The 14,769-nt window shown below is 69.9% G+C and carries 14 protein-coding genes; 3 read left to right on the top strand and 11 right to left on the bottom strand.

Annotated features, from left to right (window positions below):
- Nucleotides 1-138 precede the first annotated feature (138 nt).
- Nucleotides 139-705, bottom strand: a complete 567-nt coding sequence (locus ACZ4WQ_RS40960) for a GNAT family N-acetyltransferase (protein ID WP_398377459.1) — start codon at nt 703-705, stop codon at nt 139-141.
- Nucleotides 702-1,979, bottom strand: a complete 1,278-nt coding sequence (locus ACZ4WQ_RS40965) for a hypothetical protein (protein WP_398377458.1) — start codon at nt 1,977-1,979, stop codon at nt 702-704. The genes ACZ4WQ_RS40960 and ACZ4WQ_RS40965 overlap by 4 nt, the downstream gene beginning before the upstream one ends.
- Before the next feature lie 297 nt (nt 1,980-2,276).
- Between ACZ4WQ_RS40965 and ACZ4WQ_RS40970 the strand changes: the two genes are divergently transcribed.
- Nucleotides 2,277-2,609: a hypothetical protein gene (locus tag ACZ4WQ_RS40970; RefSeq protein ID WP_311726697.1), complete on the top strand. Its 333-nt coding sequence runs from the start codon at nt 2,277-2,279 to the stop codon at nt 2,607-2,609.
- 31 nt (nt 2,610-2,640) lie between these two features.
- Here the strand turns inward: ACZ4WQ_RS40970 and ACZ4WQ_RS40975 are convergent, their stop codons facing one another.
- Both ACZ4WQ_RS40975 and ACZ4WQ_RS40980 read right to left on the bottom strand, forming a co-directional pair.
- Nucleotides 2,641-2,823, bottom strand: coding sequence for a DUF2283 domain-containing protein (locus tag ACZ4WQ_RS40975; RefSeq protein WP_398377457.1), 183 nt, complete (start codon nt 2,821-2,823; stop codon nt 2,641-2,643).
- A gap of 74 nt (nt 2,824-2,897) precedes the next feature.
- Nucleotides 2,898-3,521 (bottom strand): histidine phosphatase family protein, encoded by a 624-nt coding sequence (locus tag ACZ4WQ_RS40980; RefSeq protein WP_398377455.1) that lies wholly within the window; start codon nt 3,519-3,521, stop codon nt 2,898-2,900.
- 172 nt (nt 3,522-3,693) lie between these two features.
- Between ACZ4WQ_RS40980 and ACZ4WQ_RS40985 the strand changes: the two genes are divergently transcribed.
- Nucleotides 3,694-4,761 (top strand): hypothetical protein, encoded by a 1,068-nt coding sequence (locus ACZ4WQ_RS40985; protein ID WP_398377453.1) that lies wholly within the window; start codon nt 3,694-3,696, stop codon nt 4,759-4,761.
- A gap of 85 nt (nt 4,762-4,846) precedes the next feature.
- Here the strand turns inward: ACZ4WQ_RS40985 and ACZ4WQ_RS40990 are convergent, their stop codons facing one another.
- The 5 genes from ACZ4WQ_RS40990 to ACZ4WQ_RS41010 all read right to left on the bottom strand — a co-directional run bounded on the left by ACZ4WQ_RS40990 (nt 4,847) and on the right by ACZ4WQ_RS41010 (nt 11,107).
- Nucleotides 4,847-5,512 carry a response regulator transcription factor gene (locus tag ACZ4WQ_RS40990; protein ID WP_311726693.1) on the bottom strand — a complete coding sequence of 222 codons (666 nt, stop codon included), beginning with the start codon at nt 5,510-5,512 and terminating at the stop codon, nt 4,847-4,849.
- A 57-nt stretch (nt 5,513-5,569) separates the two neighbouring features.
- Nucleotides 5,570-6,751 carry a sensor histidine kinase gene (locus ACZ4WQ_RS40995; protein ID WP_398377451.1) on the bottom strand — a complete coding sequence of 394 codons (1,182 nt, stop codon included), beginning with the start codon at nt 6,749-6,751 and terminating at the stop codon, nt 5,570-5,572.
- 108 nt (nt 6,752-6,859) lie between these two features.
- The gene (locus ACZ4WQ_RS41000; protein ID WP_398377449.1) at nt 6,860-9,070 is read right to left on the bottom strand and encodes an MMPL family transporter; all 2,211 of its coding nucleotides are present in this window, start codon (nt 9,068-9,070) and stop codon (nt 6,860-6,862) included.
- A 274-nt stretch (nt 9,071-9,344) separates the two neighbouring features.
- The gene (locus tag ACZ4WQ_RS41005; protein ID WP_398377448.1) at nt 9,345-10,244 is read right to left on the bottom strand and encodes a serine hydrolase; all 900 of its coding nucleotides are present in this window, start codon (nt 10,242-10,244) and stop codon (nt 9,345-9,347) included.
- On the bottom strand, nt 10,241-11,107 hold the full coding sequence (locus ACZ4WQ_RS41010; RefSeq protein ID WP_385348050.1) for a LysR family transcriptional regulator: 867 nt from the start codon (nt 11,105-11,107) through the stop codon (nt 10,241-10,243). Before ACZ4WQ_RS41010 ends, ACZ4WQ_RS41005 begins: the two co-directional genes overlap by 4 nt.
- 115 nt (nt 11,108-11,222) lie before the next feature.
- Here ACZ4WQ_RS41010 and bla point away from each other — a divergent pair, with 115 nt between their 5' ends.
- Nucleotides 11,223-12,116 (top strand): class A beta-lactamase, encoded by an 894-nt coding sequence (gene bla, locus ACZ4WQ_RS41015; protein WP_398377446.1) that lies wholly within the window; start codon nt 11,223-11,225, stop codon nt 12,114-12,116.
- A 314-nt stretch (nt 12,117-12,430) separates the two neighbouring features.
- On the opposite strand, the gene ACZ4WQ_RS41020 is transcribed toward bla, so the two are convergent.
- Nucleotides 12,431-12,799 (bottom strand): holo-ACP synthase, encoded by a 369-nt coding sequence (locus ACZ4WQ_RS41020; protein ID WP_358846571.1) that lies wholly within the window; start codon nt 12,797-12,799, stop codon nt 12,431-12,433.
- 7 nt (nt 12,800-12,806) lie between these two features.
- Complete coding sequence (gene glmS / locus ACZ4WQ_RS41025; RefSeq protein WP_311726686.1) at nt 12,807-14,654, bottom strand: glutamine--fructose-6-phosphate transaminase (isomerizing); 1,848 nt, start codon at nt 14,652-14,654, stop codon at nt 12,807-12,809.
- Between the last annotated feature and the right edge of the window lie 115 nt (nt 14,655-14,769).

The raw sequence follows: 14,769 nt of genomic DNA on the forward strand, positions 1-14,769 counted from the left end.
GGGGCTGTCACCCTGGACCGCATATTTACGGCGCCGGTGCCCGGAAGCGTGGTCTTGCCCGGAACTTGGCGCCACAAATATGCGTAAGCGTCCAGGGCACCACCCCTGCACCCCCACCCCCTCCCGTCTCGTCGGCGGCTAGCCGCCCTCTCGGCGCAGGTCGAGCATCATCACGTCATGCAGGTCGGCGCCGTCCCATGGGTGGGCCTCGCCCACCTTGCGGTATCCCCACGATTGGTACGCGGCCTGCGCGGCCTCGACGTCCGGCCGTGCGTTGAGCAGCACGCGTTCTGCGGTGGTGTCGGCCAGGACTGCCTGATGCAGTCGGAGGGCCACATGCTGGCGGCGCCACGGGGCGCGCACAGCGAGTTCCATCAGCCCGAACGTCCGCCGCCCGTCCTCGCGGCGCAGCTCTTGGCTGACCGGCGTCGTGAGCCGGTCCCACCAGCCGGTGCTCGGGCTGAGCGGGTAGCCGTAGGCGATGCCGACGGGCTCGCCGCCTGTGGTGCGGGCGAGGGCTCCCCGGAAGGTCGCCTTGCGGACCTGGGAACGGAACCGCCGGAAGTTCTCGTGGACCGATTCGGGAGTCTCCTCGTACGGCTCCTCCGCGAAGACCTCCGCGTAAACGAGCCTGAACTCCGCCTCGGTCTGCGCGGCAGCCGAGCCGTCCATGCGCTCGACAGCGATCGTCTCCGACACGGTCATGTACAGCCTCCTCGTGTGGCCTCACGGATGCGAGCGGAAGTGTCACGCGCCACTGCGGTGTCAATAGCCGTGGCTGTCCTCTGGAAAGCGTCAATGCGCCGGGTGAGGCGGTCGGAGTCGATCTCTCCGTAGGCGTCCAGCACAGTTCCCATCTCGGCGCACGCCTCCTCGACCTCACCGGCGTCGAGGAGCGTGCTGGCCAGCTTGGACCGGTACCAGGCTGTGTTGCGGGCATAGCCGCCTGCCAAACCATCGACGGCGGCACGCAAAAATGGCACGGCACGTCGTGGGTCGCCAACGCTCATGTACATATCCGCTGTGGCGTAGTCGATCTCAATGGGGCTGGCGAACCGCGCCCAGTCCGGCACATCCGTGTCCATATCAGCACGACTCTGGTACGAAAGTGCACGACTGAGCGCCCGCCGGGCGGCGGCCGTATCCCCCGCATTCGTAGCGACGTTGGCCTCGCGCAGGGCGATCACGAGATGCACGGTTGGTCCCGCCCCACTCCTGGCGGCCAAGCCATACGCGAACTCGACCGCTGACGCGGCTTCCCACAACCGGTCCGCCTTGATGTCGATCAGCACGAGTGTTTCCAATGCCGAAAGCTGCAAGAGGCCGTCACCAATGAGTTGGGCGGCGGTCAAGGCCTCCATGGCGACGGCGCGTGCTTGCCCAATCGGCCCGCTGTCATAGCCGTACCAGGCCTGATTACTGTGCAGCTCAGAAAGCATGGCCTGAAGATCCCGGCCAACCCCACTCGTGTAGACGCTATGACTCAGGGCCCGCGTGATGTGCTGCTCAAGTCGCCGCGCTCCCGCCTTCGCGGGAATGCCTCCCGAGCGATGATCCACGGTATAGAGCTCGACCAGCCGGGCGCGGAACGCCGCCACTTCGCCGGCACCGATACGGGGGCCGCGCTGGTTCGGGAGGATCGTTGCCGCCACGGCCGCGCCTGATCCAGTGACGAATGCTCGACGCTTCACCTCTCCATCGTCGCCGATCCTCTCGACGGTCGAATGCCGATGCGAAGGAACATCGAACCCCATCTCCGCAAGCGGAAGCCCGAACATCGCTTCCAGAACGGCCTGCTGGCCCGGATGCGGTAACGGTGGAGGCGACTCGCTCTCCCATCGCCGGAGTTGGCGGACGCTCAACGAGGCGTCGATGACCAGTCGGGCCGCCTCGCGGACGAAGTCCGAAACGAAGGCCACCTGGGTATACCCCGCCGCCTTGCGCAACCCTGCAAGTCTGCTGACGCCGCTGTCCGCCATTGACTTTCTCCCCACGTGCGCGACCGAACACTCAGCGTAGCGATGCGATCGATGCGCCGTCAGGAGAAAACGTCCGCCCCAACGTCCGGTCGCGAACGGCTCACGGCTCCCGTCGAGGCGCTGCACTGGTGGGCAGTGCGCAAGACCCCCGCGACGTTGCGGACGTCCGGGGGCGTGGCCCACCAGCTGATGGGAGCTGATGAACATGAACCACCCTATGGCCCGTGCCCTCGAACGAGTGAGAGCGGTTTGCGCCGCCCGTACGCCCGGTCCGCACCATGTCGGGGAGGCCGCCGGATGGACGCGATGACCGGCCTGCGCCTGCTGCCCTGGTCCGATCCGGACGGCAGGCCCTGCTATCTGTCCTCGGACAACGGCGACAGTCTCCTGAACCGACGAGCGGACCAGATCGAGGCACTGCAACTGTCCATGGGGACGGAACTCCTCGGCCACGCCCACGCGCTGCTGGACGACCGCAAGGCAAGCACCACAGAGCTCCGCTTCCTCGCGCAGCGGCTGTGTGAGGCACTGCGCGACACGCTGCGAGTAGCAGAGAGCAGGGGCAGGCGACTGTCTGACTACAACGAAGACGAGTGCCCCGTGCCCAAGCACGCCGGAGGAATCTCATGACCGCCAAGCGCGACGCTTCAACGGACGCGGCTCACCCGCTTTTCTCGGCGATGGCCATGAGATCGGGGTGCAACCTGGCCTTGGCGTCGAAAAGTTCGATGCCAAGAAGCCGTCCCTGCGCGTCGAAATCGAGCACCGCGGATTCGTCCTCGGTGAGTTCCTGCCGGGTGGCTTCGCCTGGGCCGACCTCGTCCACCAGGTAGATGTACCCCATGTTCGCCTCAGCGTCGTATGTGACTCGCACTGATTCCCCCTCGTTCGCCCGCCTTTGCCGAAAGGCTACTGCCGTCACACGTGAAGGTCGGACGGGAAACCGGTCCAGCGGAGATGCGGGGGAAGGTGCCCCATGTCGTTGTAGAAGAGCACGGAGGCGGGCCGATCGGGCGCGTAGCGGATGACCGTCAGGGCGGCATTGGCGTGGTTGAGACCCATCCAGCGCCAATTCGGAGCGTCGAGGGCGGCCCGGACAAGCCAGCCGATGAGGAAGTTGTGGGTGACGACAAGTTCATGGCGAGGCTTGTCACCTTTGACAGCTCCGGTGAACTGGGTGAGGGCCTCCTGTGCCAGCCGGGGTCCGAATTCGCGTTCTTCGGCCGGGAACTGAGTGAGGCGGTCGAGCATGGCGTCGGCCGAATCAGGCGGCAGCTCTTCTCTCTTCGGCAGGTGGGGGATGTAGTCCCCCGCCAGTTCCGAGGGTTGTAGTGAAACGCCGTCGAGCTGGTCGTGGATCAGCCGGGCAGTCTGCTCCGCTCGTGGCAGCGGGCCGTGGTGGATGGCGGAGAGCGGGCTGCTCCGGAGGCGTTCGCCGAGTAGTACGGCTTGCCGGCGGCCGTTGTCCGTCAGCTCGCTCTCGTCTGGTGATGCCTCGCCGTGCCGGGCGAGGTAGAGGTGGCGGGCAGCCGTCTCAGTCATGGGCGAGGTCCTTCGTTGTTCATCCTTTGAGGGGGCAGACGCCGGCAGACGTCAGAGGGTTCTACCGCGAGCTGCTAGCGTCCTTGGCGCGATCACGACAGGTGAGCGGGGTGCCGGGGTGAAACGGGGAACGCCGATGCGGCGACGGGCCAAACGATACGGCGGCATTGCGGTGGCGCTACTCGCCGCCGCGGCGGGGTGGTTCTACTTCAGCGGCGGCTACGACCGCTGGAGGGACGAGAAGTCCGTGGCCGACGAGTGCGACGGCACGGTGGCCGTCGACGAGGTGCGCGCGCTGCTCGGCACCGACGACGTCAGCGGCAGTACCAAGCACAGAGCGGTCGGCAGAACGGACGGAGAGAAGTACCGGGACGGGTCCGGCCCGCCGGTCATCTGCTGGCTCGACGGGCCGGGCGGGTTCAATCAGCGTGCCGTGGTCCGGATGGAATGGCGGTCCCAGGCATGGGGCCCGCACATCGAGTCCGGGCGGGACCCCGGCTCCTTCACCACAACGGTCGCGGTACCGATCGGCGCGGGATGGCCGGGCATGGTGAACCTCGCGGGCGATGGCGCCGCGGCCACCGTTGTCCTCGACTGCCGGAACACGGACGGTCCGCGCGCCGGGGACAGCCTGACGCTGTTCGTGCACAGCTGGGGTTCGCGGCCGTACGAGGAGGCGGCACAGCGGGTACGACTGGCCCGGTTCGCGACGCGGACCGCGCAGGCCGCCGCCCGCGAGTACGGCTGCGACGCCCGCTTCGGCGGCCGCGTACAGCGGGTGGGGCCGCTCGACTCCGGGAGGCCGAAGTACCGGGAGGCGCCACCACTCGCCGAGGCGGGCGGCACGTGCGCGGGCATCAAGCCGGGCTCGGTGATCACGCGTGCCCGCGAGACGGCCGCAGGTCGCGCGCCCGTGGAAGATTGCATGCTGATCGACGACAAGGGCCAGGCCCTGTTCCGCCTGTCCTCCTACTACGGCACCTTCGCGGACGACCAACGTATGAAGACGCAGACCGGCAGGGAGCTCGACTCGGCGGTGACCAAGCCGCTGCGGACGGACTTCCTCTTCCGGGCCGAGGCGGTTTGCCCCGGCTCACCGCGACAGGCGGTCTTCGTGGTCGACTACCGCGACGGCGACCACGACGCCAAGCCGCAGCGTGGGTACGCCCGCGAAGCGTTGCGGGAGTTCGCGGAGCGATCCGCGGCCCGGCATGGCTGCACGCACGTGAAGCTGTTCTAGGTCCGGAAGGGGCGAGCGGAGCCGCCTCGCCTCCGCATGCGCCCTCCGCCGAGCGCTACGGCCCTCCCCGGCACCTGGCGCGACGTCACGGCGTGACGAGGCCGGACTGGTAGGCGACGACAACCAGTTGGGCGCGGTCACGCGCGCGCAGTTTCGTCATGGCGCGATGGATATGGCTGCGTACGGTCAGTGGGCTGACAACGAGTCTTTCAGCGATCTCGTGGTTGGACATGCCTTCTGCGGCCAGTGCCATCACTTCTCGCTCACGGGCGGTGAGGACGGCCAGGCGTTCGGGGGGCGCCAGGTGGCTGCCGGGTGCGGGGGTGGCGAGGAAGCGGGTGATGAGGGCTCGGGTGGCCAGGGGGGAGAGGAGGGCATCGCCGGACGCCACGGTGCGGATGGCGGTGAGGAGTGCGTCGGCGGTGACGTCCTTGCCGAGGAAGCCGCTCGCGCCTGCGCGGAGTGCCCGGGCGACGTACTCCTCGGTCTCGAAGGTGGTGAGGATGAGGACGCGGGTGGCGGACAGGTCCGGATCGGAGCAGACGGCGGTGGTGGCGGCCAGGCCGTCGGTGCCGGGCATGCGGATGTCCATGAGGACGACGTCGGGGTGATGGGCGCGGGTGAGCTCGATCGCTTCCGTGCCGTCGGCGGCTTCGGCGACCACGCCCATGTCGGAGCAGGAGTCGATCAGGATCCGGAAGGTCGCCCGCAGGAGGGCCTGATCGTCGGCGAGCACGACGCGGATGGTCATCTGTTTCGGTCACTTCCGGGTTCTGTCCGTCCAGGCTGTCCGGGCTGTCCAGGCTGTCTAGGGGCGAATCGGCAGTTCAGTGGTGACGGCGAAGCCGCCTTCGGGGCGGTGACCTGTTTGCAGGCGGCCACCGACGGACTGGGCGCGCTCGCGCATCCCGATGAGGCCGAAGCCGCCGCCCGGGACCGGCACGGTGGGGGCCGCGGTTTCTCCGTCGTCGCTGACCGTGATGGTCAGCAGGTCACGGGAGTACGCGAGCCTCACGCGCGCGGTGCCCGCGGCGGCGTGTTTGGTGACGTTGGTGAGCGCCTCCTGCACGATCCGGAACGCTGTCAGGTCCACACCCGGTGAGAGTTGTCTCGCCTCGCCCTCGGTGGTGACGGTGACCTTGAGTCCGGCGGACGCGAACGCGGTGGTCAGTTCGGAGAGCCGACCGAGTCCGGGGGACGGTTCCAGGGGCGTCTCGGGGTCGTCCGGTTGACGCAGCAGGCCGACGGTGGCCTTGAGCTCGCGCAGCGCCGAGGACGTCGTACCGGCGAGGTCGGTGAGGATCTTCTGCGCCTGGTCGGGGTCGGTCCGCGCGAGGTGGCCGGCGGTGCCGGCCTGGGCGTTGGCCAGGGCCAAGTGGTGGGCGACCACGTCGTGCAGCTCACGGGCGATGCGCATGCGCTCCTCGGCGACCCGGTGCCGCGCCTCCTCCTCGCGGGTGCGCTCGGCGTATTCGGCGCGGGCGTGCACGGCCTCCATATAGGCGCGCCGGAGCCGGACCGCCGTACCCCAGGCGACCGGCACCAGCAGCGAGAAGGCGGGGTTGATCGTCCTGAGGATCAACGAGTGGTGGTAGGGGGCGACGATCAGTGTCGTGGGCACCAGCAGTGCGATGACGGCGAAGCAGTAGGTGCGTGCGGTCTTCCGGTCGGTGTGAATGGCGAGCCAGTACAGCGCGGCCATGGTCGGTGCCAGCAGCAGGGCGGTCAGCAGGTAGCCCAGCGCGCTGCCGGCGTTGGCACAGACCGCGGTGATCGCGACAACGGTGCGGGGGTGGCTGCGATGCCACCACAGGGCTGTGCAGGCGACGCCCGCCAGGAGCGCGCCGGGCCACCAGTCGATCCGCTGGGTGAAGGGTTCCACGCTGCTCAACATGGTTCCGGAGAGGGAGGCGGCGAACAGCAGCAGGATGGCCATCGTGTCGACGACGCGGGGATGGTTCTTCGCGTACCGCTGCCAGCTGGTGTTCATCGGGTACTCCGGTCAGAGCGATCTGGGTCCATGGGGGGCGCGCCGTGTGCGAACCGCCGACGAGGGCCGCCCGTGTCCCGCACGGGCGGCCCTCGGGCGCTACGGCTGTCAGACGTGAGCCGATTCCAGCTCGGTCGTGTCCACCGGGGCCGGGGCGGTGGAGGACCGGCGGCTGAGAGCCTCGCCTTCCACATCGACGCGGGGCAGGAGCCTGTCCAGCCAACGCGGCATCCACCACGCCGCCTTGCCGAGCAGGGCGAGGACGGCGGGCACGAGTGCCATGCGGACGACGAACGCGTCGAACAGGACGGCCGTGGCCAGACCGAACCCGATCATCTTGATCATGGATTCACCGGCGCCGACGAACCCGGAGAACACGGCCATCATGATCAGTGCGGCGGCCACCACGACGCGGGCGCTGTACCGGAACCCGGAGACGACCGCCTGGCCGGGCCGGTCCCCGTGGACGTACGCCTCCCGCATGCGGGAGACCAGGAAGACCTCGTAGTCCATGGCGAGACCGAAGACGATGCCCACCAGGAAGATCGGCATCAGGCTCATGATCGGGCCGGTCTGCTCGACACCGAGGAGGTCGGCGCCCCAGCCCCACTGGAAGACCGCGACGACCGAGCCGAGAGCCGCCAGCACCGACAGCAGGAAGCCGAAGGCCGCCTTGATCGGTACGAGCACGGACCGGAAGACCACCAGCAAGAGCAGGATGGCCAGGCCCACCACGACGATGAGGTAGGGGATCAGCGCGTCCTGGACTTTCTGGGCGACGTCGATGTTCACCGCGGTGGTGCCGGTCACCTCGAAGCTCGCTCCGGTGGCCGACTCGGTCGCGGGGCGTTCGTCGCGGATGGTGTGGACGATGTCCTTGGTCTTCTTGTCGCTCGGTCCGGTGGCCGGGACGGCGGAGAACACCGCGGTGTCACCCGCGGGGTTGAACCGCGCCGGCGAGACGGAGACAACCCCCTCGGTGGCGCCGATCTTCTGCTCGATCGTCTTCACCGCGGCCTTCGGGTTCTCGGCGCCCTTGGCGTCCACGACGATGCTCAGGGGCCCGTTGAAGCCGGCACCGAAGCCGTGGGCGAGCGCGTCGTAGGCGCGGCGCTCCGTGGTCGAGGTGGGCTTGACCTCGTCTCCGGGCATACCCAGTTGCAGATCCATCACCGGTACCGCGAGCGCCCCCAGGCCCGCGACCGAGGCGAGGAGCACGGGGACGGGGCGGCGCAGCACGAACCGGGCCCAGCGGCTGCCGCCGTTGTTCTGACCGGCCACCTCGGCCCGCCCGCGCTTGCGGGCGGAGCGCGAGAGTACGGCGTTCGGCCAGAAGCCGAGCAGGGCCGGGACCAGGGTCAGCGCGATGACCACGGCGACGCCGACCGCGCCCGCGGCGGCCAGGCCCATCTTGGTCAGCATCGGGATGCCGACCACCGAGAGCCCGGCCAGCGCGATGACGACGGTGAGCCCGGCGAAGACGACCGCCGACCCGGCGGTACCGGCGGCCAGCCCCGCCGCCTCCTGGGGTGCGTGCCCCTTGGCCCGCTCCTCGCGGTAGCGGGAGACGACGAACACGGCGTAGTCGATGCCGCACGCGAGGCCGAGCATCGTGGCCAGAGTGCCGGTCGTCATGGACAGGCCCAGCGCACTGCCCAGGGCCAGGATCGAGGCCATGCTGATGCCGACGCCGACAATCGCGGTCAGCAGCGGAAGCCCTGCCGCGGCCAGCGAGCCGAAGGTCACCAGCAGCACGACGGCTGCGATGGCGATGCCGATCCCCTCGGCCGCCCCGCCCGCCGAGGGCTGGGTCGCCAGCGCGCTTCCGCCGACCTCGACGGTCAGGCCCGCATCCCGGGCCTGACCTATGGCGTCCTCAAGCGTCTTCTTGCTGGCGTCGGTGAGGTCGTCGGCCTTCACCTTGTAGGTGACGGTCGCATACGCCGTCGAGGCGTCCTTGCTCACCGCCTTCGCCTGGAACGGGCCCACCGCGCTGGCGACCTGAGTCCCGTCGGCCGCCTCACCCACGGCCTTCTCGACGGCCGCCCGGTTCCCGGCCGCGGTGATCTTCTGCCCGTCCGGAGCGACAAAGACGATCCGGGCGCTCGCCCCGTCGGCCTTGGCCCCGGGGAAACGCTGCTCCATCAGGTCGAATGCCTTCTGGGACTCGATACCCGGCATGGAGGACCCCTCATCGGGGGCAGCGGGAGCCTGGACAGCGCCGAAGCCGACAGCGGCCAGCACCGCCACCCACAACAAGGCGAAGCGCCAGCGCCGCCGGAAGGCCAGACGGCCCAGTCGGTACAGAAAAGTAGCCACGGACGGAGGTCTCCACATCTGATCTCGGGGTACCCCCAGACTCCCCGGACCCGGCCCGTCCCGTCGTCGTGCGCCCGCCGACATTCCCGACTACTGAGAACGCACTACACGCGGCCGGGCATGTCCTCCACGGGTATGACGGGGCACTCCCTCCGCAAGGCAGACGCGAGGCTTACTCTCATCCGGTGAGGCCTCGCCGTGCCGGGCGACGTAGAGGCTGCGGGTGGCCATTCCGGTCATGGGCGAGGTCCTCTGTCGGCGTTCACCGGCACGCTCAGAGCTGCCGAAGGTGATCACGCAGTGTGCGGGCGACCCACGCCATCAGAGCGTCGGCACCGGGCTGCGTACTCGCGGGAACGAGGGATTCGGTGAGGACGGCGATGGCGAAGGCCTGGCCGTCGGAGTGCTCGACGACGCCGATCTCGTGGCGGAGGTTGAGCAGGGTGCCGGTCTTGGAGGACCAGGTGGTGGCGTCGGAGCCGAAGTCCGGGGCGAGGCGGTGCCGGATCAGGTTCTGGGACATCAGGCCGCGCACGCGCGTGGCCACTTCCGAGGGGATGGCCGACGGTGTCCACAGGGCCTGGAGCAGTTCGACACAGGCGCGGGCGCTGCCCGTGTTGGCGCGGGTGGTGTCGAGCTGCGGCACCCGGTGGCCACGGCCGCTGGTGCCGGCGTCGATGGCGAGGGCGTGCGCGAGATGCGCCTGGGTGGTGTCGAAGCGTTCGACGGGGGTGTCGGCCAGTTCCCGCATGGTGTGCCGGACGGTGATGCCGTGCAGGCCGAACTCGTGGAGGAGGCCAGCGACCTGCGCGGGCGGGGTGAGGTCGAACAGCGCGTCCGCGGCGGAGTTGTCGCTCACGCAGGTGCTCAGATAGAGCAGGTCGTCGATCGCGATCCGGGCGGGGTGGCGGAACCGGCTCAGCCCGGTGGGGCCTGGCGTGGTGATCCGCCCGGGTGCCACGTCCAGCATCGTCGCCCCGTCGAGCTCGCCGCGCCGGATGCGCTCCGCCGTCGCCAGCGCGAGCGGGACCTTGACCAGGGAAGCGGACGGCAGTTGGACATCCGGCTCGATACCCAGCTCCTCCCCGGTGCGCAGATCCCGGACGAGGAGATGGCCGCGCAGGCCGCCGTCGTGCAGACGCCCGCGCATCTCGCGAAGCAGCGCCTCCGTCATGCGACCGCCCCCAGACAGCGCGCGATCACATCGCCCAGGCGCGCCTGGATCTGCTGCGGATCGTCGGTGGCGGTGAGGGCGTACCCGCGGGTGACCGTGATATCGCCGAGCGGGCGCCAGCTCAGGGAGAGTTCCCGGGCCTGTGCGGGCGAGCACAGCAACAGATCGCGTGAGCAGAGCACTTCCGCCGCGGCGGTCGTCAGGTCGGTCGCGACGGCGAGCTGTACGGGCCGCAGCCCGACGGCGTCGCGCAGGCGCGTCAGGGGGTCTCGGAGGTGCGGGACGTCGTCCTCCGGCTGGATCCAGATGCGGCGGGCCGGCCCGGGGTCGGCCCGCCCCATCCGCAGCGTCTCGACGTATACGCGCTTCACTCCGAGATCCTGAGCACCCGCCAGCCCGAGTGGCACCGACCACCTGGCCTCGTCCGGCGGGACCGGGAGCAGGGCGGCGCGCACCTGTTGGGAGCGGACGAGCTCCAGCCGCCGCGGCGGCGGGCCGACGCGGAGTTCGAGGGTGACGCCGTGCCCCCGCGCGTCGGCGACCAGACGGGCGAGATCCACGGCGGAGCAGATCCCGGGCACCGCGAGCCGCCACGGCTTGCGCTTCGCGGCTTCCGCCTCGTGCTGAAGCACATCGGCCGCCAGAACCAGCTGCCGGGCCGCGGGGAGCATGTCCCGGCCGAAGGACGTCAGAACGGCCCGCCGGGAGGTGCGCTCGAACAGTTGCTCACCGAAGTGCGCCTCCAGGGCGGCGATACGGCGGCTGGCCACCGGCTGGGACATCCGGGCGGCGGCCGCCCCGACGGTGAAACTGCCGCGCTCGCTCACGCTGACGAACGCGCGACACGCCCCCACCAGATCCACAGCGCCCACCCCTATGTCACATCGGCATGAAAGGCCACCCAAACGTATTGGATCGCATAGCCGCCACGAGACGAGAGTGGCCTCACCGCCACATCCCCCACAGGAGGTCCGGTCCATGCGGCACATCCGGCGCACCCTTCGTGGTGCGCTCGCCACCCTCACCCTCATCCCGCTCGTGGCCTGCGCCCAGAACGATCCCCCACCCTCGTCACCCCCATCCACCAAGTCACACACCAGCGAATTCAAGGACCTTGAGCGCGAATTCGACGCGCGCCTGGGCGTCTATGCCATCGACGCGGGAAGCGGCCGGGAGGTGGCGTACAACGACGGCGAGCGCTTCGCCTACAACTCCACCTTCAAGGCCCTGGCCTGCGGCGCCGTCCTGCAAAAGCACTCACTCAGCGGGATGGACAAGAAAATCACGTACTCCAGAAGCGACCTGCTCCCAAACTCCCCCATCACCGAAAAACACGTCGACACCGGAATGACCCTCGCCGAGCTGTGCGACGCCACCATCCGCTACAGCGACAACGCCGCCGCCAACCTGATCTTCGAGGAACTCGGCGGCCCCAAGGCCCTCGACGCCATACTCGAGAAGATGGGCGACAACGCCACCCGGATGGATCGCCCCGAGCCATACCTGAGCCGGTGGGTCCCGGGCGAGACGCGGGACACCACCACTCCCCGGGCGTTCGCGAAGGACCTGCGCGCCTATGTCCTCGGGGACGTCCTCGGCAAGGGCGAGCGCACGCAGCTCACCAAGTGGCTGCGGACCAACAAGACCGGCGACAACCTCATCAGGGCCGGTGTGCCCAAGGACTGGGTGGTCGGCGACAAGACCGGAACCGGCAGCTACTACGGCGCCCGCAACGACATCGCCGTCGTATGGCCCCCCGACAGGGCCCCCATCGTGATGGCGATCCTGTCGCACCGCGGCAAGAAGGACGCCGAACCCGACGACAGACTGATCGCCGAAGCAGCGTCCGTAGTGGCGGACACGCTGTCGTAAGGGCCACCGGCGGGGGGCCGCCGACGAGACGGGAGGGGGTGGGGGTGCAGGGGTGGTGCCCTGGACGCTTACGCATATTTGTGGCGCGAAGTTCCGGGTAACACCACGCTTCCGGGCACCGGCGCCGTAAATATGCGGTCCAGGGTGACAGCCCCGGAGGCCCCGCCCCCGCACCCCGCACGCACATCAGGCGCACCACCCACCGGACCGGCGCGGTCCAGGGTGACAGCCCCGGAGGCCCCACCCCCGCACCCCGCACACACACCAGGCGCACCACAGAACACCCGCACCGCGAAAACCGGCGAACCGCCGGGTCACCCCTCCGCGATCACCACCGCAGACGCAACCCCCGCGTCATGGCTGAGCGACACATGCCACGCCCGTACCCCCAGCTCCGCCGCCCGCGCCGCCACCGTCCCGCGCACCGACAGCCGCGGCTGCCCGCTGGCCTCCGTCTCCACCTCCGCGTCCGTCCAGCGCAGCCCGCCCGGCGCGCCCAGCGCCTTGGCCAGGGCTTCCTTGGCGGCGAACCGGGCCGCGAGCGACGCGATCCCGCGCCGCTCGCCGCTCGGCAGGGTCAGCTCGCGCTCGACGAACAGCCGGTCCGCCATCCCCGGCGTACGCCGCAGCGCGTCGTCGAAACGGTCGATCTCGGCCACGTCGATGCCGACCCCGATGATCACCGGACGCTCACTCCACAGTCACCGACTTGGCCAGGTTGCGCGGCTGGTCGACCTCGTTGCCGCGCGCCGTGGCCAGCTCGCACGCGAAGACCTGGAGCGGCACGGTCGCGACCAGGGGCTGGAGCAGGGTCGGGGTGACGGGGATCTCGATCAGGTGGTCGGCGTACGGGGCCACCGCCTCGTCACCGCGCTCGGCGATGACGATCGTCCGGGCGCCGCGCGCCCGGATCTCCTGGATGTTGGAGACGATCTTGTCGTGGAGGACCGACCGGCCACGCGGCGAGGGCACGACCACCACCACCGGCAGGTCCTCCTCGATCAGCGCGATCGGCCCGTGCTTGAGCTCGCCCGCCGCGAACCCCTCGGCGTGCATGTAGGCGAGTTCCTTGAGCTTGAGCGCGCCCTCCAGGGCGACCGGGTAGCCGACGTGGCGGCCCAGGAACAGCACGGTGTTCTTGTCCGCCAGCGTCCGCGCCAGCTCCCGCACCGGCTCCATGGTCTCCAGCACCTGCTCCACCTGGGTGCCCATCTCGGACAGCTCGCGGATCACGGACTGGATCTCGTCGCCCCACTTGGTGCCGCGCACCTGCCCCAGATACAGCGCCACCAGGTAGCAGGCCACCAGCTGGGTGAGGAACGCCTTGGTCGAGGCGACCGCGACCTCGGGCCCGGCGTGGGTGTAGAGCACGGCGTCGGACTCGCGCGGGATCGTGGAGCCGTTGGTGTTGCAGATGGCGAGCACCTTCGCGCCCTGCTCGCGCGCGTGCCGCAGCGCCATCAGGGTGTCCATGGTCTCGCCGGACTGCGAGATGGCGATCACCAGCGTCCGCCGGTCCAGGATCGGGTCGCGGTAGCGGAACTCGCTGGCCAGCTCGGTCTCGCAGGGGATGCGGGTCCAGTGCTCGATGGCGTACTTCGCGATCATCCCGGCGTGGTAGGCGGTGCCGCAGGCCACGATGACGACCTTGTCGACCTCGCGCAGCACCGACGCCGGGATCCGGACCTCGTCCAGGGTGAGGTTCCCGGCCACGTCGATGCGCCCGAGCAGCGTGTCGGCGACGGCCTTCGGCTGCTCGGCGATCTCCTTGAGCATGAAGTAGTCGTAGCCGCCCTTCTCGGCGGCGGAGGCGTCCCAGTCGACGTGGTAGGTGCGGATGTCCGCGGGCGCCCCGTCGAAGTCGGTGACCGTCACCCCGTCCCGGCGCGCCTCGACGACCTGGTCCTGGCCGAGCTCGATGGCCTCCCGGGTGTGGGCGATGAAGGCGGCCACGTCGGAGGCCAGGAACGCCTCGTCCTCGCCGACGCCGACGACCAGCGGGGAGTTGCGGCGCGCCCCGACCACCACGTCGGGCGCGTCCGCGTGCACCGCGACCAGGGTGAAGGCGCCCTCCAACTGCCGGCACACCTGCCGCATCGCCTCGGCGAGGTCGCCGCAGGACGAGAAGGACTCGGCGAGCAGATGCGCCACGACCTCGGTGTCGGTCTCGGAGGACAGCTCGTGGCCGCGCTCGGTGAGCTCGGCGCGCAGGGTGGCGAAGTTCTCGATGATGCCGTTGTGGACGACGGAGACCCGGCCCGCGTTGTCCAGGTGCGGATGCGCGTTGGCGTCCGTCGGGCCGCCGTGGGTGGCCCAGCGGGTGTGGCCGATGCCGGTGCCACCGCTGGGCAGCGGGCGGTCGGCGAGCTCCTTCTCCAGGTTGGCGAGCTTGCCGGCCTTCTTGGCGGCGGCCAGCCCACCGTCGGCGAGCACGGCGACGCCCGCCGAGTCATAGCCGCGGTATTCCAGCCGCTTCAGCCCGGCGAGGACGACATCGAGGGCGGACTGCCCTCCCACATAACCAACGATTCCGCACATGCAGTGCAGCGTACGGCCCGCGGCCGGACGCCCGGACCGCGGCCCACGCGCAATCCGCCACCTGCCGGTCATCCGCCGCACATCCGGCGTCCACACCGAAGGGCGGCGCGCCGGT

Source organism: Streptomyces sp. NPDC028305 (assembly GCF_055569495.1).